At 63.4% G+C, this 25,916-nt stretch carries 24 protein-coding genes; 15 read left to right on the top strand and 9 right to left on the bottom strand.

What is annotated here, in order from left to right; genetic code table 11:
- Window positions 1-194: 194 nt before the first annotated feature.
- From QD228_RS07560 to QD228_RS07550, 3 genes are all read right to left on the bottom strand, one after another.
- Window positions 195-1,490, bottom strand: a complete 1,296-nt coding sequence (locus QD228_RS07560) for a TRAP transporter large permease (protein WP_077376303.1) — start codon at window positions 1,488-1,490, stop codon at window positions 195-197.
- On the bottom strand, window positions 1,480-1,980 hold the full coding sequence (locus tag QD228_RS07555; protein WP_279874992.1) for a TRAP transporter small permease: 501 nt from the start codon (window positions 1,978-1,980) through the stop codon (window positions 1,480-1,482). The genes QD228_RS07560 and QD228_RS07555 overlap by 11 nt, the downstream gene beginning before the upstream one ends.
- Before the next feature lie 218 nt (window positions 1,981-2,198).
- Complete coding sequence (locus tag QD228_RS07550) at window positions 2,199-3,188, bottom strand: DctP family TRAP transporter solute-binding subunit (protein ID WP_279875086.1); 990 nt, start codon at window positions 3,186-3,188, stop codon at window positions 2,199-2,201.
- Between the two features lie 753 nt (window positions 3,189-3,941).
- Here QD228_RS07550 and QD228_RS07545 point away from each other — a divergent pair.
- Complete coding sequence (locus QD228_RS07545) at window positions 3,942-5,543, top strand: MFS transporter (RefSeq protein ID WP_279874990.1); 1,602 nt, start codon at window positions 3,942-3,944, stop codon at window positions 5,541-5,543.
- 201 nt (window positions 5,544-5,744) lie between these two features.
- Here QD228_RS07545 and QD228_RS07540 read toward each other — a convergent pair whose 3' ends face one another.
- Window positions 5,745-6,491 carry an RNA polymerase sigma factor FliA gene (locus QD228_RS07540; protein ID WP_279874988.1) on the bottom strand — a complete coding sequence of 249 codons (747 nt, stop codon included), beginning with the start codon at window positions 6,489-6,491 and terminating at the stop codon, window positions 5,745-5,747.
- 439 nt (window positions 6,492-6,930) lie between these two features.
- Between QD228_RS07540 and QD228_RS07535 the strand changes: the two genes are divergently transcribed.
- On the top strand, window positions 6,931-7,821 hold the full coding sequence (locus tag QD228_RS07535) for a flagellin (RefSeq protein ID WP_279874986.1): 891 nt from the start codon (window positions 6,931-6,933) through the stop codon (window positions 7,819-7,821).
- A gap of 182 nt (window positions 7,822-8,003) precedes the next feature.
- Here QD228_RS07535 and fliE read toward each other — a convergent pair whose 3' ends face one another.
- Complete coding sequence (fliE, locus tag QD228_RS07530; RefSeq protein WP_077376288.1) at window positions 8,004-8,363, bottom strand: flagellar hook-basal body complex protein FliE; 360 nt, start codon at window positions 8,361-8,363, stop codon at window positions 8,004-8,006.
- A 249-nt stretch (window positions 8,364-8,612) separates the two neighbouring features.
- Between fliE and fliF the strand changes: the two genes are divergently transcribed.
- The 13 genes from fliF to fliR all read left to right on the top strand — a co-directional run bounded on the left by fliF (window position 8,613) and on the right by fliR (window position 20,327).
- A complete protein-coding gene (gene fliF / locus QD228_RS07525; RefSeq protein ID WP_279874984.1) occupies window positions 8,613-10,370 on the top strand; it encodes a flagellar basal-body MS-ring/collar protein FliF in 1,758 nt (585 codons plus the stop codon).
- On the top strand, window positions 10,363-11,361 hold the full coding sequence (fliG, locus tag QD228_RS07520) for a flagellar motor switch protein FliG (protein ID WP_084208650.1): 999 nt from the start codon (window positions 10,363-10,365) through the stop codon (window positions 11,359-11,361). Before fliF ends, fliG begins: the two co-directional genes overlap by 8 nt.
- A complete protein-coding gene (locus QD228_RS07515; RefSeq protein ID WP_279874981.1) occupies window positions 11,354-12,253 on the top strand; it encodes a FliH/SctL family protein in 900 nt (299 codons plus the stop codon). The genes fliG and QD228_RS07515 overlap by 8 nt, the downstream gene beginning before the upstream one ends.
- Window positions 12,250-13,608 (top strand): flagellar protein export ATPase FliI, encoded by a 1,359-nt coding sequence (fliI, locus tag QD228_RS07510; RefSeq protein ID WP_084208648.1) that lies wholly within the window; start codon window positions 12,250-12,252, stop codon window positions 13,606-13,608. The genes QD228_RS07515 and fliI overlap by 4 nt, the downstream gene beginning before the upstream one ends.
- Window positions 13,609-13,663: 55 nt before the next feature.
- The gene (gene fliJ, locus QD228_RS07505) at window positions 13,664-14,113 is read left to right on the top strand and encodes a flagellar export protein FliJ (RefSeq protein ID WP_127735356.1); all 450 of its coding nucleotides are present in this window, start codon (window positions 13,664-13,666) and stop codon (window positions 14,111-14,113) included.
- Window positions 14,114-14,171: 58 nt separating this feature from the next.
- Complete coding sequence (locus QD228_RS07500) at window positions 14,172-15,572, top strand: flagellar hook-length control protein FliK (RefSeq protein ID WP_279874977.1); 1,401 nt, start codon at window positions 14,172-14,174, stop codon at window positions 15,570-15,572.
- A 181-nt stretch (window positions 15,573-15,753) separates the two neighbouring features.
- Entirely contained in the window at window positions 15,754-16,242 is a 489-nt protein-coding gene (locus QD228_RS07495) for a flagellar basal body-associated FliL family protein (protein WP_279874976.1), read from the top strand.
- A gap of 6 nt (window positions 16,243-16,248) precedes the next feature.
- A complete protein-coding gene (gene fliM, locus QD228_RS07490) occupies window positions 16,249-17,259 on the top strand; it encodes a flagellar motor switch protein FliM (RefSeq protein WP_136937778.1) in 1,011 nt (336 codons plus the stop codon).
- Complete coding sequence (gene fliN / locus QD228_RS07485) at window positions 17,252-17,743, top strand: flagellar motor switch protein FliN (RefSeq protein ID WP_136937777.1); 492 nt, start codon at window positions 17,252-17,254, stop codon at window positions 17,741-17,743. Before fliM ends, fliN begins: the two co-directional genes overlap by 8 nt.
- A 12-nt stretch (window positions 17,744-17,755) precedes the next feature.
- Window positions 17,756-18,316 (top strand): flagellar biosynthetic protein FliO, encoded by a 561-nt coding sequence (gene fliO, locus QD228_RS07480; protein ID WP_279874974.1) that lies wholly within the window; start codon window positions 17,756-17,758, stop codon window positions 18,314-18,316.
- A gap of 80 nt (window positions 18,317-18,396) precedes the next feature.
- Window positions 18,397-19,095 (top strand): flagellar type III secretion system pore protein FliP, encoded by a 699-nt coding sequence (gene fliP / locus QD228_RS07475; RefSeq protein ID WP_279875085.1) that lies wholly within the window; start codon window positions 18,397-18,399, stop codon window positions 19,093-19,095.
- Between the two features lie 157 nt (window positions 19,096-19,252).
- On the top strand, window positions 19,253-19,522 hold the full coding sequence (fliQ, locus tag QD228_RS07470) for a flagellar biosynthesis protein FliQ (protein ID WP_077376253.1): 270 nt from the start codon (window positions 19,253-19,255) through the stop codon (window positions 19,520-19,522).
- Window positions 19,523-19,535: 13 nt separating this feature from the next.
- Window positions 19,536-20,327 (top strand): flagellar biosynthetic protein FliR, encoded by a 792-nt coding sequence (gene fliR / locus QD228_RS07465; RefSeq protein ID WP_084208640.1) that lies wholly within the window; start codon window positions 19,536-19,538, stop codon window positions 20,325-20,327.
- A 1-nt stretch (window position 20,328) separates the two neighbouring features.
- On the opposite strand, the gene flgL is transcribed toward fliR, so the two are convergent.
- The 4 genes from flgL to QD228_RS07445 all read right to left on the bottom strand — a co-directional run bounded on the left by flgL (window position 20,329) and on the right by QD228_RS07445 (window position 25,891).
- The gene (gene flgL / locus QD228_RS07460; RefSeq protein ID WP_279874973.1) at window positions 20,329-21,582 is read right to left on the bottom strand and encodes a flagellar hook-associated protein FlgL; all 1,254 of its coding nucleotides are present in this window, start codon (window positions 21,580-21,582) and stop codon (window positions 20,329-20,331) included.
- A 10-nt stretch (window positions 21,583-21,592) separates the two neighbouring features.
- Complete coding sequence (gene flgK / locus QD228_RS07455; protein WP_279874971.1) at window positions 21,593-23,236, bottom strand: flagellar hook-associated protein FlgK; 1,644 nt, start codon at window positions 23,234-23,236, stop codon at window positions 21,593-21,595.
- 109 nt (window positions 23,237-23,345) lie between these two features.
- Window positions 23,346-24,755, bottom strand: coding sequence for a flagellar assembly peptidoglycan hydrolase FlgJ (gene flgJ, locus QD228_RS07450; RefSeq protein ID WP_279874969.1), 1,410 nt, complete (start codon window positions 24,753-24,755; stop codon window positions 23,346-23,348).
- Window positions 24,755-25,891 carry a flagellar basal body P-ring protein FlgI gene (locus QD228_RS07445; RefSeq protein ID WP_279874967.1) on the bottom strand — a complete coding sequence of 379 codons (1,137 nt, stop codon included), beginning with the start codon at window positions 25,889-25,891 and terminating at the stop codon, window positions 24,755-24,757. Before QD228_RS07445 ends, flgJ begins: the two co-directional genes overlap by 1 nt.
- Window positions 25,892-25,916: the final 25 nt, after the last annotated feature.

Raw genomic sequence — 25,916 nt, 5'->3', positions numbered from 1 at the left:
TGCCCGTGATGAGACGCGACAGTGCGCAAGTGCTTCCCCCTGCTGGATTTTCCAGTAGGCGCGCGGGTGAAGTCAGCGTCCGGGCAGAACATCTGGTGGGTGTGGCAGTCATGACAAGCGGCTTGCCTCTCGACAAGCCGCTTTTGAAGGCTCCGCTCCGCTTTCGCACTCAACAACGCGCTCACTCGGTTGCGTTATACGGCATAACCGAGGATGCGCGGCAGCCATAGCGCCAGTTCCGGGAACAGCATCACCACTGCCAGGGCCGCGAGCATCGCCACGACAAAGACCATCGCCCATCCGACGGTCTTCTCGAGTCGAACACCGGCCACACTGCTGGTCACCATCAGATTGACGGCCACCGGCGGCGTGAACTGGCCGATCGCGATGTTCATCGCCAGCAGGATGCCGAACCATACCGGATGCCACCCGAAGTGCTGCATCACCGGAATCAGCACCGGCATCAGGATCAGGTAGATGGAGACCGCATCCAGCAGCATCCCGGCGATCAGTACCGCCACCATCACCAGAATCAGCAGCGTCGTGCCGCTATCGGACAGCGTGATCAACCACTCGGCGAGATGGCGGAAGGTACCCAGCATGGTGCCGGCCCAGGCGAATATGCCCGCCAGCGCGATGATCAGCATCACCACCCCCGAGATCACCGCTGCTTCCCTGAGCAGTTCCCACACCTGAGAGAGCTTGAGCTCACGGGTGATGAAGAGCCCGACACACAGCCCGTAGGCGGCCGCCACCACCGCCGCTTCCGTGGGCGTGAAGAGGCCTGAGCGCAGCCCGCCGAGGATGATCACCGGTGCCAGCAACGCCGGAATCGCTGAGCGGAACGCCGGACCCAGCGCGATACGTTCCACCTGAGTCGGATCTTCCCAGCGATAGCGCCGCGACAGCACCCAGGCCGGTACCAGCAAGGCCACACCCACCAGCAAGCCCGGAATCAGCCCTGCGGCAAACAGCGCGCGCAGATCCACCCCCGGCACCACGATGGAATAGAGGATCAACGCGATGGAGGGCGGGATCAGGATCGCCGTGGAGGCCGAGGCCGCAATCAGCGTCGCCGAGAACGCCTTGGGGTATCCCGCCCGTGTCATGCTGGGAATCATCACCATCGCCACCGCGGCCGCATCCGCCGGGCCGGAACCACTCATGCCGCCCATGATCAGACACACCAGCACTGCCACCAGCGCGAGGCCTCCGTGACGCGGCCCGATCAACGCCTGGGCAAAGCGCACCAGCCGCGCCGCCACTCCGGCACGCTCGAACACCAGCCCCGTCAGGATGAACAATGGAATGGCGATCAGCGGATACTTGGCGATGCTGTTGTAGGTATTGGTCCCCAAGGTGGCCAGCATGCTGACCGGCAGACCCGCGACGATACCCACCGCACCCGACAGCCCCAGCGCGAAGGCCACCGGCACGCCGAGTATCAACAGCGCGGCGAAGCTTGCGAGCAACCAGAGATCAGGACTCATGATCTGACTCCTTGCGCTGGTCGCGATCCACTTGCCGTGAATCAGGTCCTTGCTTCAAGCGATCAACACACTGCTGCAGCTGGCGCCAGGCCATCGCCACTCCCAGTAGCGGCAGCCAGATCACATACCACCAGTTGGGCAGGCCCAGCCCCGGTGACAACGACTCCCACTGATACTCCTCCAGTGCGAAGGTGCCGCCAAACCAGACGACCAATCCGAGCACGACAAGTACCGCCAGGGTCTGCACCACCACCACCAGTCGCCACAGCGGCAACGGCAGCACGTCTTCCAGCAGCGCGATACGAATATGTGCCTGACGGCGAATCGCCACCGAGGCGCCCGCCAGTGTCAACAACACCAGCAGGAAGACCGAGAATTCCTCGGTAAAGGCAAAGGAGGCATCGGTGGCGTAGCGCACCACCACATTGGCCAGACTGATGATACCGATCAGCCCCAGCGCCAACGCCGCCAGCCAGGATTCCGGCCGCACGCGTGGCGGTGGCCTGTCCACGGGGGCAGGCGCTGCGCTGGTGCCAGTTTGATGTGAGGCTTGTTGAGACGGTTGTTGCGACTTTTGCGACATGACACGCGATCCACACGAACGCCGAGGCTGTCAGGCCCCGGCGTGGTTCTTCACTCAATAACGCGCACAGACCGCATTATTCCCGATGTCATCTGCTCCGTGATCAGCAGCGATCATGGCCAGACTCAGCGCGAGGCCTCGACCTCGGCACGTGCCGTCTCGACCAGCGCCTCACCGATCTTCGGTGTCCAGCTTTCGTAGACCGACTGGGTAGCATCGCGGAAGGCCTGCATCGCATCGTCATCGAGCTTGACGACATTCACGCCGCGCGCCTCGATATCCGCCAGCCGCTGGGCATTGCCTTCACGACTCATGGCGATCTCCCAGGCACCCGCTTCCCTGGCGGTCACGGTCAGCAGAGTGCGCTCCTCCTCACTGAGCGACTTCCAGACACGCTGGTTGGCGGCGAAGATCAGCGGGTCCGCCATGTAGTGCCAGAGGGTCAGATGGGTCTGGCCGACCTGATCGATCCGCGCCACATCAAACACCGACAGCGGGTTCTCCTGACCATCCACCGCACCGGTGGTCAGCGCCGGCTTGGCATCCGCCCAGCTCATCTGGGTCGGGTTGGCGCCCAGCGCCGTGAAGGTGTCCTGGAACAGCGGCGACCCCACGACACGAATCTTCAGGCCCTTCAAGTCGTCCGGCGTGGTGATTGATTTCGAGGAATTGGACACCTCACGGAAGCCATTCTCGCCCCACGCCAGCGGCATGATGCCCTTGGACTCGATGGCGGCGAAGACCTGCTTGCCCGACTCACCCTGAGTCAGCGCATCGATGGCGGCGTGGTCCGGCATCAGGAACGGCAGCGAGAACAGGTTGAGCTCCGGCACCTGGGGCGACCAGTTGATGGTCGAGCCCACCGCGAGATCGATCAGCCCCTGACGCATGGCCGAGAATTCCTTGGTCTGGTCTCCCGCCACCAGCTGGGCATTCGGATAGACACGCAAGGTGAGATCGCCACCGGAGCGCTCCTCTACCAGTTCCGCCCACTTCTCGGCCGCCTGCCCCCACGGGAAGGCATCCGACAGCACGGTGGAGACGGACAGCTCGCGCGCCTCGGCATCACTCGCCATCAGCGGTGACAGCAGAGCCAGGCCAAGCACGCCAGCCATCAGGGCAGCGCGACTCGGGGCGGCAACACGCGAAGAAGTAGAAGAAGTAGTGGAAGGAATAGCAGACATCGAAGCGTGGCGATGCCATTGACGAGAGACGGTGTCAGCTCCGGAGGCGGAATCAGCGTTGGCGAGTGCGGCGATCAGGGTCATGAATAACCTCTTGATTATGATGTTGTTGAGTGTGTCCTCGGGCAGATTCGCATCTACTTTGGTCTCTGACCATTCGACCATGCGACAGATCGGCGCTTTTTCGACGCTCACATGCTATCTCACTCCATTCCCATCACTGTATATGCATCCACCCCTCGGGTTTTCCGAGACTTCTTGCGTACGAAACTCTCGACCATGTGGTGTCATCAACGTGTGTTGCCAAGGAGTGTATCCAGCGATTCAAGAGGGCCAACCTTGGTTCAGGCCCCGCCAACAGGGAGTTTCAGGATATTTCACTTTGCTTGATGCCGTGCCTTTTACAACGCCAGCGTGCCCCCAGCCCCTCCGAGGTCAGGATTTCACGGATGACTGTATATCCATCCAGCCCATTACATCATTGCGACAAATTTCCAGATCTGTCGCCTTTCATCCACGCAATGGCGCGCCACGGGTCGCAGACTGCGGATTCGGTCGGTAGACTGAGCGCCGTTCCCGCAAGGACCAACCACGACTGACCACCATCACGCACGCAAGTGTCGTACCTGACATCTCGTCGGCACCGCTTGAACGGTTCCGACCCTGACCGATGAGGCCCCTTCCATGCCGCACCCCCAGCAGGAAGCCGTACCCACTCCCACCTTCGAGACCGAGCCGCTCGACACGTCGCCCAAACGACTGCAGCCGACCAGCAGTCTCGGCGCAGCGGTCGTTCTGTGGTCGCTGCTGCTGGGAATGGGGATGCTGATGCTGGCCAACGGGCTGCAGGGCAGTCTGTTGGGGATTCGTGCCTCCTCGGAAGGCTTCAGCAACACCATGACGGGCATCATCATGTCGGCCTACTTCGCCGGCTTCCTGCTGGGCTCGACGCTTGCACCGCGCAAGCTGCGTCGGGTCGGCCATGTGCGCACCTTCGCGGCGCTGGCCTCCATCACATCGGTGTGCATCCTGATCCACGCGCTGTATGTGGTGCCCGAGGTGTGGATCGCGATGCGCTTCATCACCGGCTTCGCCTTCGCCGGCCTCTACGTGGTGGCGGAGAGCTGGCTCAACAGCCAGGCGACCAACCAGATGCGTGGCCGGCTGCTGGCCATCTACATGGTGATCACCTATCTGGGCATGGGCGGTGGCCAGTTGCTGCTCAACGTCGCCAACCCGAATACCTATCTGCTGTTCATCCTGGTGTCGGTGATCATGTCCTTGGCGCTGGTGCCGATGCTGCTGTCCGCCTCACCGCAACCGGAAGGCGCGCAGCCGGAGGCCATGGGGATCGTTCGTCTGCTGCGTCTGGCACCGCTGGGCACCCTGGGCGGCTTCGCCACCGGCATCGCCAACGGCACCGTCTTCGGCATGGGCGCGGTGTATGCCGACCGCGCCGGTCTGCCGGTGCAGGAAGTCTCCTGGTTCATGGGCGCCTTCATCCTGGGGGCCGCCCTGCTGCAATGGCCGCTGGGCAAGCTCTCCGACAAGCTCTCGGCCAAGAAGGTGATTCTGGGCTGCAGTGTCGGGGCGATCGCGCTGTCTATCGGCGGCGTGCCGTTCAGTGGCGGCAGCATGCTGACCATGGCGCTGCTGGGGGCGGGCCTCGGCGGGTTGATCCTGACCCAGTACTCGCTGTTCCTGGCGGCGGCCAACAACCTGCTGACCACACCACAGATCATCTCCGCCAGCGGCACGCTGGTACTGATGCATGGCGCGGGCGCGATTCTGGGCCCGCTCACCGCGGGTCTGCTGATGGAGCGCTTCGGGGCCGTCGGCTTCCTCTATACCCTGACCGCCATCCACGTGCTGATCGTGATTCTCGCCGCCAGTGTCACCAGCAAGCCACGTCAGGTGCTGGATGCCGAGGATGGCGATCACCCCGGTCACTATGTGGTGGCGCCCTCCACCACCAGTCCGCTGAGTGCCGCCTGGGTCGAGGAAGCCATCACCGAGCCGGAAACCGGTCAGCTGGAATTCGACTTCGATGCCGAACCTGAGCCGGAGCCTAGCGAAGAAGAACTTGCCGCCCAGCAACAGGAAGCGGCCTCTGAAACAGAAGGAGGCGTCGTGCAGCAGGTCGACAACGAGGAAGGCGTGATGAACGACCGCGTCACCGGCATGGAAGACGACTGGCATCTGGATGGCCACATCGACGAGCAGGCCCAGCACCTCAGTGAAGAGGAGCGCCGCGTCAGGTCGGAGCCGGAGCGCGAGAGCTACTGATCACGCCTGACGGCATGCCGAGATTGACAATAAAAAAGAGATAACCAAGAACACCGCCCTGAGAGGCGGTGTTCTTGTTTGGAGCGGGCGAAATAGCGGCTGGCGAACCGGGACAGGAAAAACAAGGGCAGCCGTAACAGCAAACGGTTCAGCGGGGGGATAAAGACCAGGGAAACGAAGAAGGCTCATAACGATAAAGGCTCAGCGGCGACGCTTGCCCGCCCGCGCCACCAGATGCGGCGCCAATACACCCTGCAGACGGCGCACGGCCTGAGAGTGCAACTGGGAAACCCGCGACTCGGTGACATCGAGCACCGCGCCAATCTCCTTGAGATTGAGATTCTCCTGATAATAGAGCGCCATCAACAGCTTCTCGCGCTCCGGAAGCCGTCCGATGGCCTCGGTGAGTGCTCGGCGAGTATCGGCCTCCTCCAGCGCCTCGTGGGGCAATGCGAAGGGTTCCACGTAGGGAGTGGAGATTCCGCCCGGCGCAGCGCCATCCTCATCCAGCATCTCGTCCAGCGACATCACCATGCCGTTGTTGGTATCCAGCAGCAGGCGTCGATAGTCCTCCAGCTCAAGCCCCATGGCAGAGGCGATCTGGGTCTCCTCGGGCGGATAACCCAGGCTCTGCTCCAGCTGCTGGATCACGCTCTCAAGCTCGCGCCCGGCCCGCCGCACACTGCGCGGCAACCAGTCGCGCGAGCGCAGCTCATCGAGCATCGCACCCCGGATGCGCTGACTGGCATAGGTGGCAAAGCTGGCACCGTGGCCCTGCTCATAGCGGCCCACGCATTCGCACAGCCCCAACATGCCGGCCTGAATCAGATCCTCGAGATCGACACTCGCTGGCAAGCGCACCTGCAACTGCAGCGCGATCCGGCGCACCAGCGGTTGGTATTCAGAGTAGATATCCTGCTGGGCCATACGCCCACTGGCGGTATACATCGGCGTCCTGGTCCTCGCTTGCATCCCTCGGGGTCGTTTGACTCAGGGTCATGCCCCCAACCTCGGGACTCCTGTTCCCAGCGTATTGTCGCGCGCGCGCCAGAATCCATTCCCTTGAATAACCGCCCTCAAGCACGGCTTTCCTGCCTTGCGTTACTGCTGGGGCTTGGAGAAGGCAGAAATGAAGAGACAGTGAGTGACCGCGAGGCACGCACAAGCCCGCCAGCAGATCGACTGAATGTGGCCAGGATAGCCGGTAAGAAGAGCCCGTGAAGAGAGCCTATAAAGAAAGCCAGAGGGACAGCTGGAACGAGCAACGTCGAGAGGCCGCAAAAAATTTCTAAAGTTCTGTCGCGCCGCGACGATAACTGAAGCAACGGCACAGGAGTCGTTACTGGCGACACGCCATCTATCTCCCCATTACGACAGGAAGTGACACATGGCTTCAGTGATCAATACCAACACGCTTTCCATGGTGACTCAACAGAACCTGAGTAAGTCCCAGAACGACCTGAATACCTCCATGGAACGCCTGTCCTCCGGGCTGCGTATCAACAGCGCCAAGGACGATGCCGCCGGCCAGGCCATCGCCAACCGCATGGACGCCCAGATCACCGGCCTGTCCCAGGCACAGCGGAATGCCAATGATGGTATTTCACTTGCACAGACCGCTGAGGGAGCACTTAATCAGATCAACGATAACCTACTACGTGTTCGAGAGCTGACCGTTCAAGCAGCAAATGGCACTAATAGTGATGCTGACCTTGACTCTATCCAAGCTGAGATTGACGCGCGAATTGAAGAGATAGATAGAATTTCTGGTCAAACAGAGTTCAATGGAAGAGCAGTACTGGCAGGCGATGACGGAGCGGCAACAGCGGGCGGTGGAGATTTATCAATTGCCATTCAAGTGGGAGCAAATGATGGTGAGACCATCACAATTGACATCGCTGCAGTCGACTCGTCTACTTTAAATATCGGAGATGGCGTAGGCGGCAGTCAATTTGATGTGAAGGCTGAGTACTACGGCACTGATGGGACTGATGCTACTGGTGCTGGCGATATGCTAAGTAAGTTAGATGATGCAATCAAAAATGTAGATAGTATGCGTTCCGACCTCGGTGCCGTGCAGAACCGTTTCGACTCTGCCATCACCAACCTGGCGACGACTGAAACCAACCTGGCATCTGCTCAGTCACGAATTCAGGATGCTGATTACGCAGATGAAGTCTCCAGCATGACCACTGCACAGATTCTGCAGCAGGCGGGGACTTCCATGCTGACTCAGGCCAACCAGGTGCCGCAGAACGTGCTGTCACTACTGGGCTGATCTCTGGCTCACGTGCTGCATAGGCCTGTCACTCAGCAAGAGTGGCAGGCCGGTCGCTGGCGGATGATAGTGACCTTTTTGATAGTGCTCTTGTTATTTCAACCTCCGCCAGCGATATCAAGCAGCAACAAAAAAGGGCAGACGCATCGCGTCTGCCCTTTTTTGTTGGAAGCGGACATGAATCACACCGCCATATTCATGATTTCCTTGTAGGCGCTGAGCAACTTGTTGCGCACCTGCACGGTCATCTCGAATTCCAGTGAGGCCTTCTGGCCCGCCACCATGACCTGATCGAGGCTGACATCCGGGCTGCCCAGCTCGAAGGCCTTGGCCTGCCCCGCCGCGACCTGCTGAGACTGGCTGACGCGCGACAGCGAGTCCTTGAGCATGCCGGCAAAGTCCGACGACGCCTCAGTCATCTCGCCTGGCTGCCCGCTGCCCCCCGCGGCCTGAGCCGCCATGCGCTCAAGTTGCTGCACCCCGTCCTTCATGGCGGGTGACAGCGCGGACGTCACGCTCGCACCAACTGATTCGATTGCCATCCCGCCTCTCCTGTCTCAACGCGCGCCATTCGTCTACCGCTTTCAGTGGAGCTCAGCCTATCAGCCAAACGCAGAGCTGAAAGTCGCTAATACCCGCTTTTTGACACGCTATTCGTCTGATTGGTTACCCCGACAGCTTCGATAATGGGCACCCTGCGACAAGAGGGTGACACAACTCTCCTGCCTGCAGGCACCACCGCTGCGACCCCAGACCACGGCGCCGTCATCTTGCGCTAACCGGACATCTGCATGAGTACACCCAGCCAGTCAGCGCCCCAGGGAGCCAGCAAGCCCTCGGCGGGCAACGGCAGCTACACCGTCAATGACCTCAAGTCCCGTCTGGCGTCACTGCCACGCCTGCCCTTGATCATGGCGGCGGCGTTCTGCGTGGCCGTCATCGTCGCGCTGCTGCTATGGGGTACCCAACCACAGTGGAGCGTGCTGTACCGCGATCTGCCTGCCGATGAAGGTGGCGAGATCGTCACACAGCTCGAGCAGGCCGGCGTGCCCTATCGTCTCAGTGATCAGGGCGCGACCCTGGAAGTGCCGGCAGACCAGGTCTATCGCCTGCGCCTGTCCATGGCACAGCAAGGCCTTCCGAGTCAGGGCGGTACCGGATTCGAGCTGATGGACACCCAGGCCTTCGGCATCAGCCAGTTCACCGAGCACGTCAATTATCAGCGCGCCCTGTCGGGGGAGCTGTCACGCACCATCGCAAGTCTCGAACCCGTCGCCAGCGCGCGCGTGCATCTCGCCCTGCCCGAGGAATCCGTCTTCGTGCGTGAGCGACGCCCGGCGACAGCCTCCGTGGTGGTCGAGTTGCATCGGGGTCAACAGCTCAAGGATCGCCAGATCCAGGCCATCCAGCATATGGTGGCAGGCAGCGTGCAGGGCCTGGTGAGCGAGGACATCACCGTCGTGGACCAGAATGGCGAGCCGCTGTCGCGCCCGGCCGGCGATACGCTCAATCTCGATGGCAGCGCCCTGGAATATGCCCAGGCGCTGGAGCAACGCTACCAGTCGCGCATCAACGTATTGCTGACCCCGATTCTGGGACGCGACAACTTCCGTGCCGAAGTCAGCGCCCAGCTGGATTTCTCGCATTCCGAACAGACGGAAGAACACTACAGCCCCAATCAGACCCCCGGCACTGCCGCCGTGCGCAGTGCACAGCTCAACAATGCCGGCGCGGGTGACATAGCGATGATCGGCGGCATTCCCGGGGCACTGTCCAATACGCCACCGGGTACCGCCGCCTCGCCCATCAATGCCGCGGATGACACCGGGGATGAGGGTGACACTGCCGCCAGCCACGCAACCGATGAGGAAAGGGGTGGCAACTATCAGCACAGCTCGATCACCAACTACGAGCTGGACAAGGTCGTGCGTCATACCCGTGAGCGGCTGGGGCGACTGGACAAGCTGTCGGTGGCGGTGGTCGTCAATCACCGAGGCGTGACAGATGCCAACGGCAATGTCACCTCCCGCCCGCTGGATAGCGAAGCGCTTGAGCAGATCAAGGCATTGGTACGTCAGGCCATGGGCTACAGCGAGCAGCGCGGCGACAGCCTCAGCGTGATCAATGCGCCCTTCGTGATAGCAGGCAGCGCCGACGTGAGGCCGGATGACATTGCCGAATGGTGGCAGAACCCTGAACTCCAGGCACTGGCCATCGAACTTGGCCGCTACCTGATCATCCTGATCGTCGCCTGGATTCTGTATCGCAAGCTGCTGCGGCCGCTGCTGACACCTCTGCTACGCCCGCAGAGTGACTACCAGACCATCGGGCAACCGGCGGGGCCCATGGGAGAGGGCCTATCTGCCGCAGGCATGGAGGCCAGTGTCGCTGTGCCGGGTGCCAGCCAGAGGGCTCCCTCGGGACAGGAGCCGCCCTCTCGTGGCCCCAGCACTTACCAGCAGAATCTCAAGGATGCCCGTGACATGGCCCGTGAGGACCCTCGCCTGGTCGCCATGATTCTCAAGAACTGGATGAGTCACCATGAGTAAGTCCCTGTCCAACCTGGAACGCAGCGCCGCGCTGCTGATGAGCCTCGATGAAGACAGCGCGGCCGAGGTCTTCAAGTTTCTCTCCACCGAGGAGATCCAGAAACTGAGCACCACCATGACCCACATGCCTCAGGTGTCCCATCAGCAGATGGCCAAGACCCTCGAGGATTTCCATGCTGACAGTGAGCAGTTCAGCGCGGTCAACATGCTCTCCAGCGACCATATCCGCGCGGTGCTGGTCAAGGCACTCGGTCAGGATCGCGCCAGCTCCCTGCTCGAGGACATTCTGGAAAGTTCCGGCAAGAGCAACGGCATCGAGTCGCTCAATCTGCTGGAGCCGGCATTGGCCGCCGAGATGATCCGCGATGAGCATCCGCAGATCATCGCCACCATCATGGTGCATCTGGAACGTCATCAGGCCTCACAGATTCTCGAGCAGTTCGCGGAAGCCCTGCGCAACGACGTGCTGCTCAGGATTGCCACCTTCAATGGCGTCCAGCCGGCAGCCCTGCAGGAATTGACCGAAGTCCTGGCCAACATGCTCGATGGCCAGAACCTCAAGCGCAGCAAGATGGGCGGTATCCGTACGGCGGCGGAGATTCTCAACCTGATGCCCGGCCAGCATGAAGAGCAGGCTCTGGAAGCGGTACGCCACCACGATGAAGCCCTGGCGCAGAAGATCGTCGATGAGATGTTCGTGTTCGAGAATCTGGTCGATCTCGAGGACCGCTCCATTCAGCTGCTGCTCAAGGAAGTGGACAACGACACCCTGGTGATCGCTCTCAAGGGCTCTGGCGACGCGGTACTGCAGAAATTCCTGCAGAACATGTCGCAGCGTGCCGCGGAGATGCTCAAGGACGACATGGAAGCGCGCGGCCCGGTGCGTGTCACCCAGGTCGAGGGCGAGCAGAAGAGCATCCTGCAGACCGTCCGTCGCCTGGCAGACAGCGGCGAGATCGTGATCAATTCGAGTGGCGACGCCTATGTCTGATCACCTCACCAGCAGCGCAGATGACGGCTGGCAGCCGCTGGAACTCGAGTCGCTGGACACGGCGCTGGAAGCGCGGCCAGACGCCACCGGCTCGCGACAGGCAAGCACGAGACAGACGGGGTCAGGCACTTCTCCGGATGCGGAGCTGCTCAGACGCATGACGCAACGGGCACGTGCCACGCTGGAAGCGCAGCGCCGCCAACTCGAACAGGCCGCCCATGAAGCAGGCTACGCCGCTGGCGAAGCGGCCGGCTATCAAGCCGGGCTGGAACGCGCACGCCAGCAAGCACAGGCGCAGGCCGAGCAGCAGGACAAGGCCGCTCGACAGGCGCTGGCCGAGCAGATGGCTCAGGTCACGCCGCTTGTCCATCACCTGCAACAGTCATTGACCAGCCTCGAGGAGCAGATCGGCGATGAGCTGGTGGCCCTCGCCGTCAGTGTCGGTCGGCATCTGGCCAGAGAGGCGTTCCGCGCGCACCCCGAGCATGTCGTCGAGAGCGTCCGCAGCCTGCTGGCCGCGGATCCACCGCTGCTCGGGCGCCCTCGCCTCTATCTGAATCCGGCGGATCTGCCGCGGGTCGAGCAGGCGATGGGCGCCGAACTTGCCCGCCTGGGCTGGCAATGTCTGCCGGATACCAGCCTCAGCGTCGGTGGCTGTCGTGCCGAGGCGGACAGCGGCTGTCACGATGCCAGTCTGGAAAGCCGACTGGCACTGCTGTCACGCCAGCTGCGCCAGCGCGCGGCCCCCACGGATGACACCACGGCAGGCGCACGTATCCTGCACCTGGAGCCGTCGCTGCAGGAGCCCCCCGAGAACGCCTTCGCGCTATCACCGGCAGCGCCGGCGGCGTCATCGCTGTCGTCTGACACCCTCGGGCGTCTGCCCTCATGAGCGATTCTGCCTCTCAGCAATGGCGCAGCGCCATGCAGGCCATCCGTCAGCGCGTCGAGACGCTGGAACCCCAGCTCACCACCGGGCGACTGGTGCGTGCCACCGGCCTGGTACTCGAAGCCGTCGGCCTGCGGCTGCCAGTGGGTGCCAGCTGCCTGATCGAACTGGGGCCGGGCATGGCACCGGCAGAGGCCGAGGTGGTGGGCTTCGCCGACCAGACCCTCTACCTGATGCCCATCGACCCGCTCAGTGGCGTGGCGCCGGGTGCCAAGGTCATCCCCCTGGGGCATGGCAATGTCGGCGAACGTCGCTATCCGGTCGGCGACGCCCTGCTGGGGCGTGTCGTGGATGGCGTCGGCCGACCGCTGGATGGTTTGGGGCCGCTGGAGGACGTCAGTCATGCGCCCCTGGAGGGTCAGCCGCTCAATCCCCTCGAACGCGCCCCCATCGACACGCCGCTGGACGTGGGGATTCGCGCCATCAATGCCCTGCTCAGCGTTGGCCGCGGGCAGCGCATGGGGCTGTTTGCCGGCTCCGGGGTCGGCAAGAGCGTACTGCTGGGGATGATGGCCCGCTTCACCAATGCCGATGTCATCGTGGTCGGCCTGATCGGTGAGCGCGGTCGCGAGGTGCAGGAATTCATCGAGCACACGCTCGGCGAAGAAGGCCTCAAGCGTGCGGTGGTGGTCGCGACCCCTGCTGACATGACCCCCCTGCATCGACTCAAGGGGGCCAGCTACGCGACACGCATCGCCGAATCCCTGCGCGATCAAGGCCGGGATGTGCTGCTGATCATGGATTCGCTGACCCGTTACGCCATGGCGCAGCGCGAGATTGCCCTGGCCATCGGTGAGCCACCGGCCACCAAGGGCTATCCCCCTTCCGTGTTCGCCAAGCTGCCGGCACTGGTGGAGCGCACGGGCAACGGCCGGCGTGGCGGCGGGTCCATCACCGCCTTCTATACCGTGCTCACCGAAGGCGATGATCAGCAGGACCCGATCGCGGACAGTGCCCGCGCGATTCTCGATGGTCATATCGTGCTGTCGCGGCGCATCGCGGAGAGCGGGCACTACCCGGCCATCGATATCGAGGCCTCCATCAGCCGCGCGATGTCCGCGGTGGCGCCGGAGCGCCAGCTGACCAGAGCCCGCCGCTTCAAGCAGCTGTACTCGAGTTATCAGCGCAATCAGGACCTCATCGCCATCGGGGCCTACCAGCCGGGCAGCGACAAGACCCTGGACAACGCGGTGCGCCTGCATGAGCCCATGGGGCATTTCCTGCAACAGGCCACTTCACAACGCGCCAGCCTTGCCGATAGTACTGACATGCTGGAACAGCTGCTGGCCCAGCAGTGACGCGGCTGTGTCGCGTCACTGCTGGGCCTTTCGCCATCACGAGGGAACGTCACGCATGACCCTATCCACTTCACGCTTTGACACCTTGACCCGGTTGAGCGAACGCCGCCGTGATGGTGCCGCACGCCAGCTGAATCAGCAGCGTCAGCGCCAGGACTCCGCCGCCAGCCAGCTGGCGACGCTGGAGCAATATCGACTCGATTATCGCCAGCAGATGCAGCAGCGCCTGGCCCAGGGTCTGGACCCGGCCAGCTGGCAGAATTTCCAGACCTTCATCGCCTCGCTGGACAATGCCATTGCGCAGTGCCGCCAGCGCGTCGCGATGGAGACGTCGCAGACGACCGCCCGGCATCAACGTCTTGTCAGCGAGCAGCGCACCCATGCGGCCTGGCAGGGCTTGGCGGAACGCGCCGCCCTGGAGACCAGTCGCGAAGTTCGGGCAAGCGAGCAACGTCGCAGTGACGAGATGGCCATGCAGGCCTGGCGGCGCCACGCCAGCCTCTGAGCCATGTGAGTGACGGCACGATCACTGCGCGTATTCCGGCGCATCAGGGAGAGCTTGCATGACCGATAGCCCCAGCATCCTGGCCACGACAGGGCCTTCCTCGTCGTCGATGGCCTTTTCAAACGGCCAGCCGCGCGATGCCCGGGTCAGTCCCCCCGGTCAGGACTTCGAGCAGCATCTGGCGCAGGCTCGCAGTGAGGAGAAGCGCAGTGCGGAGCAGGCTCAGGAAGCTCGCCTGCAATCCCGCCATCAGCGAGCGCAGCCGACGAACGACGAGTCAGCTCGAGCACTCGAGGATGATCGCGCCGCCAAGGCTGGCTCAAGTACTGATTCAAGCGCTGACGCCACGACTGACGAGAGCTCTCGAGATCTTGCAGGCGCCACCGCCAGTCACGAGGCCGAGCCCCGCCATCCCTCCGATGACACCTCGGACCTCAATGGCGCGATACAGCACATGCAGGCCCTGCAGGAGATGACGAATCAGGCCCGATCATCCTCCGGCTCCGCCACGCCGGATGCGCTCGCGGGCGCCAACGGGCAGCAGATCCAGGCGTCTCTTCCGCGCAGTGACTGGTTCACCTCACTGCGCAGCGGCAAGGTCGGTGACGTCAAGAGCGAGGCAGGCAAGGCCTCGGGCACACCCACCACGTCTCCCCCGACAGACACGCCGCCCCTGTCGTCCCGCACATCAACCGACGCCGTGAGCCGTGCACTCACTGCGCTGACTCCCGCAAGCCCGACTCAGGGCGAGACGGGACCGTTCACCGCGCTCCCCGGCGAGGGAGGTGTCGTGACGGGGTCGCCGAGCCATCAGGTCGCGCTATTTTCCGGCATGCTGGGCGATGCCAGCAGCGCCTCCGGTGGCCACTCACTGGCTGGCATGCCTCTCGCGGCCCCCGGCATGGCACCGCAAGGCATGCTGCAAGGCACTCTTCACGGCGTGTCCCCCACTGTCGGCAGCCAGGCCTGGCAGCAGTCCCTGAGCGACCAGGTGGTGCGCATGCAACTGAGCCGAACGCCCCAGGCGGAGCTGACGCTCAACCCGGCGGATCTCGGCAGGCTCAGCATTCACCTGAGCCTTGGCGAGCAGACGACCAGCGCGCACTTCGTCGCCGCGCATCAGCAGGTGCGTGCCGCGGTGGAAGCGTCCCTGGCGGACCTGCGTCAGGCGCTGGATGCGCAGGGTCATGCCCTGTCAGAGGTCACCATCAGTGGCGAGGACGATTCCGCTGCTCAGTTCCACTGGGGCGATGGCCAGCAAGGTGGGCGTGATGACGGCCATGGCGAGCGACAGTCCGGCGAGCACGCTCCCCTTTGGGCATCACGCACCGGAGGAGCCCCCTCATCAGACACTCACGACCGCCAGGCCTCCTCCCTTGGAGACCCGGCGCTTGCGAGCCGCCAATCCTCCGACCTGACGCTTGCCGCGCTCTCCTCTGGTCGCGAGTGGCAGGCATGATCTGCGGGATGAACTTGCGTGACGACATCGTGCGAGCAGAGGCCCCCGCGCCTGACCTGAGGCGCAGATGATACGACCATCACCCAAGTAAGCCCCCAAGCGTGGCCTTATTCCACCCTTCGGCATGGTGCCCGTCGGGCATACTGGCGCCAGCCACCGACCCCGGAGACCTTGCATCACGATGTCATCGACCACTGCTTCACAGAATCCATCCCGTACCTGGCTGATGATCGGTCTGATCAGCATGGTGACGGCCGTGATTGCTGCCCTGGCAGTGGTCTATTTCGCCTTGCCGGTCTTCAGTGACCGCCAGGCGAGCGAGGCGGACGACACGCCGGACGTCGTGGTCGAAGCGCCCCCCGTCTTCCTGCCGCTGGCACCGTTCACCGTCAACCTGGAGAGCCCGCGAGGCAATCGACTGCTCTATATCGGGGTGACCTTCAAGCTGGCCGACGAGGACGCCTCACGCCTGGTGCAGTCACGCCTGCCTGAGCTCAAGAGCCGGATGTTGCTGTTGCTGTCAGGCCAGAACCCGCAAGAGCTGAGCAGCCAGTCCGGCAAGCTGGCGCTCCAGACCACGCTGCGTGACGAGCTGTCTCGTCCCTACAGTGAAGGGGGCCAGCCGCTGGCCATCACCGGCGTGCTCTACAACGACTTCATCGTGCAGTAATCCTCCATGGCTCAAGACGACCTGCTATCCCAGGATGAAATCGACGCGCTGCTCTCCGGTGTCAATGGAGAGCACGGCTCGGAGGCTGCCAAGGCCCCCGAGAAGGAGCGTATCCGCCCTTTTGACCCCGCACGCCAGCACCGCGTGATCCGGGACCGTCTGCATGCGCTGGACATCATCAATTCACGCTTCAGCCGCCAGTTCCGCATGGGACTGTTCAATCTGATTCGGCGCGGAGCCGACATCACGCCAGGGCCGGTGCAGTTTCTCAGCTACAACGAGTTCTCGCGCAACGTGCCGGTGCCCACCAACATCAATCTGTTCACCATGAAGCCCCTGCGCGGCACCTCGATGCTGGTCTTCCCACCCAGTCTCGTCTTCATGGTGGTCGACAGCCTGTTCGGTGGTGATGGCCGCTTCGTGACCAAGTCCGAAGGCCGTGAATTCACCCGCACGGAACAACGTGTCATCCAGCGCCTGATGAGATTGGCCCTCACTGCCTATCAGGACGCCTGGTCGGGAGTGTTTCCGGCAGAGCTTGAGTACCTGCGCAGCGAGATGCAGGTCAAGTTCGCCAATATCACCAGCTCCCCCAACGAGATCGTGGTCTGCACCGGCTTCCATCTCGAGGTGGGCAATCACAGCAGTGACTTCCAGATCTGCCTGCCCTACTCGATGATCGAACCCCATCGTGAGCTGCTATCCAGCCCGCTGCAGGAAACGACCGCCGAGGGCGACAGCCAGTGGAGCGAGCGACTGCGGCAGGAAGTCCGCGCCACCGATGTCGAGCTGCATGCCGATTTCTGCTCGCTGGAAACGACGCTCGGGGCACTGGCGGAACTGGCGGTTGGTGACGTCCTGCCCATCGAACGCCCGGGCACCGTCAATGCCTACGTCAATGGCGTGCCAGTCCTGGAAGCCGGTTTTGGCAGCGCCAACGGGCATCGTGCCCTGCGCGTGAGCCGCATCATCAATCACCCGATCAATTCCGCATACGAGGACACCGGCGATGAGTGAGCCCAATTCGCCCGAAGAGCACACGTCACCCGAATCCCCGGGAGATGCCGGATCGTCAGCCTCGGGCCAATCCCCCGATGATCCCTGGGCGGAAGCGATGACTGAACAGATGGGAGAGGAATGGGCCCAGGCCATGGAAGAGCAGGCGCCGAACGCCAGCGCCGCGCCAGGCTCAAGCGACATCTTCCAGCCGCTGGATGGCTCTGGAGGTGAGACGAGGCCGCGTGAGCTGGACATGATCATGGATATCCCGGTCAAGATGACCGTGGAGCTCGGACGCACCCGCTTGACCATCAAGCAGCTGCTGGAGCTTTCCCAGGGCTCGGTGATCGAGCTGGATGGCCTGGCCGGTGAGCCGATGGACATCCTGATCAATGGTTATCTGATCGCCCAGGGCGAGGTCGTCGTGGTCGAGGACAAGTACGGTATCCGCATCACGGAAATCATCACTCCCAATGAGCGGGTACAGAAGCTCAACCGCTGAGGCTGTCTCTGCATGTCTGCCACTGCTCCCATATCCGCCGCGCTCTCGGAGTCTGATCTCGCCGAGACGACCACTGCCGCCGCCACCGACGCCCCCCCTGCGGGTGACATCCTCGCGGGTGGCACCACCGCTGCACACACCACGCAGACGCTGGCCTCTACCGAGCCCGGCTTCCGACATGACCCACAGGAATCGCCGCTCGGGGCGGCGAGTCTTGCCACCACGGGACTTGCGCTGTCAGGGGTGATCGCGCTGATCCTGCTGCTGGCCTGGCTGGTCAAGCGTCTGGGAGCCGGGGCCGGTGTTCACGGCACACGCGTACCGCTCCGCGCCCTGGCACGCCTGCCACTGGGCCACAAGCAGAGTCTGGTAGTGGTCGAGGTGGGGCATCAGCGCCTGATGCTGGGGGTGGGGCCGCAGGGCGTCAGCCATCTGGGGGATCTCGACGAGCAGGCACTCCCCGAGAACCTCGACTGCCAGTCCGGCGGCGAGTCTGGGTCTGATGCCGCACGCAAGCAGGGCTTCGCGGCGCTGTTGCAGTCACGTCTGACGAACAAGGCGGTCGAGCGATGACCGCGACATGCCACATCCCCCGACCAGCCGGCCGCGGGACGGCGACGCTCATCAAGGCGGGGCTTGCGATCCTGCTGGCCATGACCAGTCTGCCGGTCAACGCCGATGTCCTGACGGGGCTGACCAGCCAGCCATTGCCCAACGGTGGCGAGCAGTGGTCGCTCAATGTCCAGACTTTGATCCTGTTGAGCGGGCTGGCGATGTTGCCGGCGGCACTGCTGATGATGAGCGCCTTCACTCGCATCATCATCGTGCTGGGGCTGCTGCGCACGGCCATCGGTACCCAGTCGGCTCCCCCCAATCAGATTCTGGTCGGCATCGCGCTGTTTCTGACCTTCTTCATCATGTCGCCCGTCATCGAGCGCATCCATGACGAGGCCTGGCAGCCTTACGACAGCCAGCAGATCGGCCTTCAGGAGGCCATCGAACGCGGCGGGGTGCCACTGCGGGAGTTCATGCTCGGCCAGGTGCGTGAGCCTGACATCGCGCTGTTCGCGCGCCTGGCAGAACTCGATGAGATACAGGGGCCACAGGAGGTGCCTTGGCGTGTCCTGTTGCCGGCCTTCGTGACCAGCGAACTGAAGACGGCCTTCCAGATCGGCTTCACGCTGTTCGTGCCCTTCCTGATCATCGACCTGGTGGTGGCCAGCGTCCTGATGGCGCTGGGGATGATGATGGTACCGCCTGCCACCATCTCGCTGCCCTTCAAGCTGATGCTGTTCGTGCTGGTCGATGGCTGGCAGCTGTTGCTGGGGTCACTGGCCGACAGTTTCTACTGAGCTCTCGACGGAGGGTTCCTCTGATGTCGCGAGTGAGCTGGCTGGCCCGGCCCTCCCGCTGGCCAGCAGCACCGGCCCTCTGTGTCTGATCTTCTTTACATTTTCATCTTCGTCTCATCTCCGTCTTTTCTCCGCCTCATCGCCCATGGAGTCGCGCATGACACCTGACGTCATCACCAGTCTGGCCTCACATGCCATGTACATCACGCTACTGGTGGCAAGCCCGCTGCTGGCCAGCGCGCTGGTGATCGGGCTCGTGGTCAGCCTGTTCCAGGCCGCCACGCAGATCAACGAGATGACACTGTCCTTCATCCCCAAGATTCTCGGCGTCTTCGCGGTGCTGGTCGCGGCGGGCCCCTGGCTACTGGAGACGCTGCTCGACTTCACGCGCAGCGTCTTCACGGGCTTTCCGCAGTTGATCGGCTAGGCTGGGAGCGCGCATGAACGGGTTGGACCCGAATCAGCTCCAGGCGATGATCGTCAGTGTCATGTGGCCGTTCGCGCGCCTGTCAGGCTTCATGCTGATCGCGCCGATCTTCGGGCACCGGAGTCTGCCGACCCCGGTGCGACTGCTGATGGCGTTCGGCCTGGCCGTGATCATCGCGCCATTGATCGACAGCCCACCGGCACCGGACATGCTGGGGCTGGTGGCCGTGTGGCAACTGGCACTGCAGATGGCGGTCGGCATGGCACTGGGTCTGGTGATGCGCATCACCTTCGCCATCGTCGAGGCGGCGGGGGAATTCATCGGTCTGCAGATGGGGCTGGCCTTCGCCAGCTTCTTCTCGGAGGACACCGGCACCAACACCCAGGTGCTGTCGCGTCTGCTGGGCATGCTCGCGATGCTGCTGTTTCTGGCCTTCAACGGCCATCTGCTGGTGCTGGAAATTCTGGTGGGACATTTCCATGACATCCCGCTGGATCTCGCTAGGCTGGGGTCACCGGGACTGGAAAACCTGCTGCTCTGGAGCGCCAGCCTGTTCAGCGCAGGCCTGCTGCTGGCATTGCCACTGGTGGCATCGCTGCTGGCCATCAATCTGGCCATGGGCGTACTGAACCGCTCGGCGCCGCAGCTATCCGTCTTCTCCATCGGCTTTCCGCTCACCCTGCTGCTGGGCATCGCCATGCTGTGGCTGATGATGCCCGGCATGACGGATTGGCTGTCGCTGCTGTTCCGTCAGGCGTTGAGCGCCCTGCAGGCCGTGCATGCAGGGCTGGGAAGCGGTCTGTGAATCAGCGCAGATAATCGAACAGCGACATCGAGGAGATCTCGGAAAAGGCCTGCTGGGAGGCCTGCAGCCCGACCTGAGCCAGTGAATAATCAGAGATCGCGGCATTGTAATCCAGGTCGATCAGGTCAGAGCGTGTGGCGGCATAATTGATTTCGCGGTCATCACCGATGAGATCGAGAGCGTCCAGTTCATTGAGCTTGGTGCCGACATCGGCGCGTACGGTCAGCACGTTGTCGAGACTGTTGCGGAACTGGCGACTGGCGCTCGCGATGGCATTGTCGAACGCGGCTTGATCCTCGTCGGTCTCGATGGGCGTCGCCAGTGCCGTGATGAGGCTGTCCAGATTGGCGAAGACCTCGGCGCTGGCCTCTCCCTCCTCGACCACCAGCTGCGTTGCCTTGCCGGACGCCTGAGCCTCAAGCACCTGTTGCTCATCACCGGACAGCGTCATCGACAGGCCATTGAACGCAAGGGTCATGCCATCGCGGAACGCCACCGGTGATGCCAGCGGGTCGCCATCACCATCCAGCATCGTGACATTCGCGCCGTCGGCATCGGTGATCGTGACGCCAGTCGCATCGATGTCGATGGTGTAGGAAGCGCCATCGACACGCGCGCTCGAATCGATCAGCTCCGGCCCCTTGAAGGTGATCGGCAATGACGACTCGCGGCTGCTGGTCTGGATCGCCAACGACTGGCTGCCGGATGCCACGCCAGCGAAGATCTGGCTGCCGGTGTGATTGACCTCCATCAGGCGCGAGCTGTCGACGCGCTGCTGGCGCTGCTGGTCATCTCCGCGATAGGTGCCGTCCTCAGCGAAGGGCGCCGTATCCCCCTGCTGGCCACCGAACAGATAGTTGCCATTGCCATCGGTGCTGTTGGCCAGCCCCAGCAGCACGTCTCGGCTGCCTTCGATCTCGGTGGCCAGCGCGTCGCGATCGCTGTCACTGAGGGTGCCGTTGCCTGCCTGGACGATCAGGCTCTGGACACGCGTGATGGTATCGGTGACCTGATTGAGCGTACTTTCCTCGAGGGACAAGGTGTTGCGCGCCGTGGTCCGACTGTCCGCGAACTGCTCATTGACGGCCTGTGCCTGCGAGATCGTCACTGCCTGACTGGCGGCACTGGGGTCATCCGAGGGATTGACCACGCGCTTGCCGCTGGCGAGCTGCTCGGACACCTTCGAGAACGCGGCCTGCTGCTCCAGCATCGAATTGACGCCCTGGGCATAGAGGGTTTGGGTACTGATGCGCATCACGACCTCGTTAGCGGATGTTCAGGAGGGTATCCAGCACCGTCGCCGCGGTCTGGATGACCTGAGCGTTGGCCTGGTAGAACTGCTGATAGCGAATCAGGTCCGCGGCTTCCTCATCGAGGTTGACCCCTGACACCGACTGCTCGGCGGCCGTCAGCTGCTCGGTCAGGCTTTGTTGCGCCTCCAGATTGACCTGCACCAGCCGAGTCTGATTGCCGACCTGGCTGACCAGCGAGGCGTATTGATCATTGAAGCTGCCGGCACTGCCCAGCGCGTCGCTGCTCTGCAGCTGCTGCAATGCCAGGATATTGCGGTTGTCGAGGCTGCCGCTGCTCTCGCCCGCCGCGATGTCAGCGCCGTCATCGATCGCGACCCCAAACGTCGCCGCAATCTGGCGTGTCGGCTGGATGGTGAAGCTGTCACCGTCCGCCATGTTGGTGGCCGAGAGGATCAGACCCTCATGTTGCATCAGGCCTTCGCTGTCCGGACTCAGACTCTCCACTGTGCCATTGCCCAGATTCTCGAGCCGGTATTCCCCGCCCTCCAGGCTCAGGCGATAGTCATCACCGGTCAGCGCGACACTGTAGAAGTCCTCACCCTCCTTCAGGGTCGCAGGAGCGAACTCGACCTCAAGCGCCGCATCGAGGGTGTTGCCGCTGGCGGGCAGGACCTCCGGCGTGCCGAGCGTGAAGAAGTCGCCGCCGGCGTCACCATTGGCATCGATCCCGTCGCCATGCTGGGCATTGAAGGTCAATGCCAGACCCGCCGCCAGTTGCCCCAACTGATTCTGGGCAGGTGCCAGACTCTCCTCACGAAAGCCCAGCAACCCGCCCAGCGTGCCGCCCTCAAGCTGGCCCTCTTCGAGACTCATCGGCATTCCCGGGGCCGCGCTGTAATTGACCACCACCCGACTGGCATCCTGAGGGTCCACCACCGCGACAAGATCATGGCTGTCGCTGCCATTGACCAGCAGCTGACCGTTGCCAAGGCTGATGCTCAAGCGCCCGCCCTGCTCCTGCACGTCGACACCCACCAGCGATTGCAACTCGGTGACCGCCTGATCACGCTGATCCAGCAGCCCCAGCGGCTCTTCTCCGGTGCGCGCACGCGTCATGGAAATCTGCTCGTTCAGCGAGGCGATCTGGGTGGTGGCGTTGTTGATGTCGCCGACCACATCGCCGATTCGCGCATTGACACCGGCATCCATCTCATCGAGATACCCCGCGAAGGCATTGAGTTGCCCGGCCAGGCTCTCCGCCGTGCCCAACATGCTCTCGCGGGCGGCAGGGTCGCCCGGCTGGCTGGCGACACCCTCGATGGCAGCGAAGAACTGCTGCATCAGAGGCGCCAAGCCAGCCTCTTCATCCGCCAGCAGATTGTCGATCTGGCTGAGATTGGCCTCACGGGTTTCCAGCGCCGCGCTGGCGCTCAGCGCCGAATCCAGCTGCGCCGAGAGATACGCATCCGTATGGCGACTGATGGAAGACACGCTGACGCCAGAGACCGGGCTGGCCCCCGGCCCGCTACTCAGTTCCACCGTCTCGCGGCTATAACCCGGCGTATAGACGTTGGCAATGTTGTTGCTGTTGGTGGCAAGCGCGGTCTGGGCGGCCTGCAGACCACTGACACCGATACTCAACATGCTGCTGGCCATGACGTTTACCTGAAGCGAATGAAGAAGACAGTAGGAAGATGGGCACTCTGCCGCGACGTGCCGGGCATGCCTGACTATCGGCCAGTGCTGAGCGAACTTGAGTCACGACCTACTCCAGTAGCCCTCGAGAGGTCGTCATCGCAAGCGGAATCGCTCCGCTCTGCGAAGGCGTTGCCGCCGGGGCTGTCACCGGCATTGCCGTGTCATCGGCGAAGAGGGGCCTGGCCTCACCGGCGTCGCGCTGCCACAGCGGTGCGGAGGCAGCCAGCCATCCCGGCTCTTGAGTGTCCTGCGAGGCGCTGGCGGTTGAGGTGCCCGGGAGGGAGCGTTCCACCTCCGAAGACGGCAGCACGTCACGTGACGCCAGGCGAGGCGATGAACGCTCGCGATCACCGCTGGCATCCAGCGGGCCGACACGTTGCATGATCGAGATCAGCTTGTCGGCATAGTGAGGGTCGGTGGCATAGCCTGCCGACTGCAGGGCACGCGCGGCGCTTTGCGCATCCGGTGACCGGGCGACATGGGCATAGCGCTCGGCCCCGCTCAGCAACGCGGCGTGGTCACGCAGCGCACTGGCCTGATCCGGATAGACCCGGAAGCTGTCTTCCAGCTGCAGCCGACGTCCCTCACGATATTCCGTGGTCAGTACCGTGGTGCTGTCCCCCTGCCAGCCACTGCCGGCCTTGATCCCGAACAGGTTGTGGCTGTCCTGGCCGTCCTCGGTGTGGATGCGTCGCTCGCCCCAGCCGGTCTCGAGTGCGGCCTGCGCCAGGATCAACTCAGCCGGCAAGCCGCTTTCACGACTGGCTGCGCGCGCCGCTGGCGCAAACTCCGCCACGAACCGCTGGACGTTGTCGGGTTGCTGACGCTGGTGCGCGTTGAGTATCGACACATCAGCGGCCGAGCGTGCCGTCTGATGGCCTTGTGAAAGTCGCTCAGCACCCGCCCCGAGAGCTCCCTGAGGTATCTCGGCATAGAGTCCCTGAACCTCCCGACCCGCCGATACCACCTCCAGCATCGCCATGAAGCCGCCAGGCGAGTCTGCGCCTTCAGCTTCCACCGCTGACAGCCAGTTCGCGTCCGCCCCCCCCTGCGCAGCGCCAACCTCCTTGGCGACGAGATCAGAGGCAAGAGCGTGGGCAGACTCACTGGACGATGTCTCAGGCGGGGAATCACCGCCAGCCGTGCCTGCCCGGGAGGACAGTTGCTGAATCAGGATCCGCGAAAGCCCCACCCCCTCCCCGACACTGGCCAGCTGCTGTGAGAGCTGCTGATCCAGCATCGCGGTCATCATCTCCTGCTGCTGGGAGCCGGTCAGCGCTGAGCTTTCGGTCGCCGAGCGCATCTGCTTGAGCATCATGTTGAGCATCAAGGCTTCAAATTGACGGGCGCTCTCCTCAAGAGCCTGCTGTTGCCGCTCTCCGCCACTCGTGGCCGCCCCCTTGAGACTCGCAAGTCCCTGGGTATCGAAGGCCAGACGCCCGGCATCCACACCGGCATTGCTCGTGGACAGCCCCATCAGATCACCTCGAGATCAGCACGCAGCGCGCCGGCTGCCTTGAGCGCCTCGAGAATCGAGACCAGATCCTGCGGGGTGGCCCCCAGGGCATTGAGACCGTCGACCACCTCGGCAAGGCTGGCCGTCCCCTCGACCATGCGCAGCGCACCGCCCTGCTGGTTAACGCTGATATCGGGGTCGTTGACCACGGCCGTCTGCCCACCCGCCAACGGATTGGGCTGGCTGATGACGGGATTGGCATCGATCACCACCGAGAGGTTGCCGTGGGTGACGGCGGCACGCGCCAGGCGCACCTCGGAATTCATCACCACCGAGCCGGTACGGGCATTGACCACCACACGTGCGCGCGGCACGCCCAGTGACACCTCGATATTTTCCAGCCCGGCGATGAAACCGACGCGCTGGCTGATATCGCGTGGCGCCTGAATCACGATGTCCCGATTGCTCAACGGCGAGGCCAGCGAGCCACCGAAGTGTCGATTGATCGCAGTGGCGACGTTCTGGGCATGATTGAAATCGCCCTCGAACAGATCCAGATGAATCACGCCATTCTCATCGCCGAGTCGGGTGGGTACACCACGCTCCACCGTCGCCCCGCCAGGAATGCGCCCTGCCGTGAGCTGATTGACCTGCACGCTTGAGCCACCCGCCTGGGCGCCGGCGCCCCCGATGATCAGATTGCCCTGCGCCAGCGCGTAGACCTGGCCGTCCACCCCCTTGAGCGGCGTCAGCAGCAAGGTGCCACCACGCAGACTCTTGGCGTTGCCAAGCGAGGACACCACGACATCGATGGGCTGACCGGAACTGGCGAAGGCCGGCAGGCTGGCGGTCACCATCACCGCAGCCACGTTCTTGAGCTGCATGTTGGTGCCCGACGGAACCGTCACCCCCAGCTGGGAGAGCATGTTGGTCAGACTCTGCCCGGTGAAGGGGGCCTGGGTGGTCTGGTCACCACTGCCATCGAGTCCCACGACCAGGCCATAGCCGACCAACGGGTTGTCGCGAACGCCACGTACCTGCGCGAGGTCCTTGATGCGGTCGGCCTGCACCGACTCCAGGGAGAACAGCAGGCCGGTCAGCAGCAGACAGGCAGAGAGTGCTGCGCGCAGTCGCACGGGGAGTATCAGCTCAAGCATCGGAAAGCGGCTCGTCAAGAAAGGT

Origin of the sequence: Cobetia sp. 3AK, assembly GCF_029846335.1 — a bacterium.
GTDB classification, from domain to species: domain Bacteria; phylum Pseudomonadota; class Gammaproteobacteria; order Pseudomonadales; family Halomonadaceae; genus Cobetia; species Cobetia marina.
This window is presented reverse-complemented; position numbering and strand designations above follow the sequence as displayed.

What these genes read in the sequence shown, in the direction of transcription:
- QD228_RS07560 (WP_077376303.1), bottom strand. Translation starts at nt 1,490, where the DNA reads ATGAGTCCTGATCTCTGGTTGCTCGCAAGCTTCGCCGCGCTGTTGATA.
- QD228_RS07550 (WP_279875086.1), bottom strand. Translation starts at nt 3,188, where the DNA reads ATGGCTGGCGTGCTTGGCCTGGCTCTGCTGTCACCGCTGATGGCGAGT.
- QD228_RS07545 (WP_279874990.1), top strand. Translation starts at nt 3,942, where the DNA reads ATGCCGCACCCCCAGCAGGAAGCCGTACCCACTCCCACCTTCGAGACC.
- QD228_RS07540 (WP_279874988.1), bottom strand. Translation starts at nt 6,491, where the DNA reads ATGTATACCGCCAGTGGGCGTATGGCCCAGCAGGATATCTACTCTGAA.
- QD228_RS07535 (WP_279874986.1), top strand. Translation starts at nt 6,931, where the DNA reads ATGGCTTCAGTGATCAATACCAACACGCTTTCCATGGTGACTCAACAG.
- fliE (WP_077376288.1), bottom strand. Translation starts at nt 8,363, where the DNA reads ATGGCAATCGAATCAGTTGGTGCGAGCGTGACGTCCGCGCTGTCACCC.
- fliF (WP_279874984.1), top strand. Translation starts at nt 8,613, where the DNA reads ATGAGTACACCCAGCCAGTCAGCGCCCCAGGGAGCCAGCAAGCCCTCG.
- fliG (WP_084208650.1), top strand. Translation starts at nt 10,363, where the DNA reads ATGAGTAAGTCCCTGTCCAACCTGGAACGCAGCGCCGCGCTGCTGATG.
- QD228_RS07515 (WP_279874981.1), top strand. Translation starts at nt 11,354, where the DNA reads ATGTCTGATCACCTCACCAGCAGCGCAGATGACGGCTGGCAGCCGCTG.
- fliI (WP_084208648.1), top strand. Translation starts at nt 12,250, where the DNA reads ATGAGCGATTCTGCCTCTCAGCAATGGCGCAGCGCCATGCAGGCCATC.
- fliJ (WP_127735356.1), top strand. Translation starts at nt 13,664, where the DNA reads ATGACCCTATCCACTTCACGCTTTGACACCTTGACCCGGTTGAGCGAA.
- QD228_RS07500 (WP_279874977.1), top strand. Translation starts at nt 14,172, where the DNA reads ATGACCGATAGCCCCAGCATCCTGGCCACGACAGGGCCTTCCTCGTCG.
- QD228_RS07495 (WP_279874976.1), top strand. Translation starts at nt 15,754, where the DNA reads ATGTCATCGACCACTGCTTCACAGAATCCATCCCGTACCTGGCTGATG.
- fliM (WP_136937778.1), top strand. Translation starts at nt 16,249, where the DNA reads ATGGCTCAAGACGACCTGCTATCCCAGGATGAAATCGACGCGCTGCTC.
- fliN (WP_136937777.1), top strand. Translation starts at nt 17,252, where the DNA reads ATGAGTGAGCCCAATTCGCCCGAAGAGCACACGTCACCCGAATCCCCG.
- fliO (WP_279874974.1), top strand. Translation starts at nt 17,756, where the DNA reads ATGTCTGCCACTGCTCCCATATCCGCCGCGCTCTCGGAGTCTGATCTC.
- fliP (WP_279875085.1), top strand. Translation starts at nt 18,397, where the DNA reads ATGACCAGTCTGCCGGTCAACGCCGATGTCCTGACGGGGCTGACCAGC.
- fliQ (WP_077376253.1), top strand. Translation starts at nt 19,253, where the DNA reads ATGACACCTGACGTCATCACCAGTCTGGCCTCACATGCCATGTACATC.
- fliR (WP_084208640.1), top strand. Translation starts at nt 19,536, where the DNA reads ATGAACGGGTTGGACCCGAATCAGCTCCAGGCGATGATCGTCAGTGTC.
- flgL (WP_279874973.1), bottom strand. Translation starts at nt 21,582, where the DNA reads ATGCGCATCAGTACCCAAACCCTCTATGCCCAGGGCGTCAATTCGATG.
- flgK (WP_279874971.1), bottom strand. Translation starts at nt 23,236, where the DNA reads ATGGCCAGCAGCATGTTGAGTATCGGTGTCAGTGGTCTGCAGGCCGCC.
- flgJ (WP_279874969.1), bottom strand. Translation starts at nt 24,755, where the DNA reads ATGGGGCTGTCCACGAGCAATGCCGGTGTGGATGCCGGGCGTCTGGCC.
- QD228_RS07445 (WP_279874967.1), bottom strand. Translation starts at nt 25,891, where the DNA reads ATGCTTGAGCTGATACTCCCCGTGCGACTGCGCGCAGCACTCTCTGCC.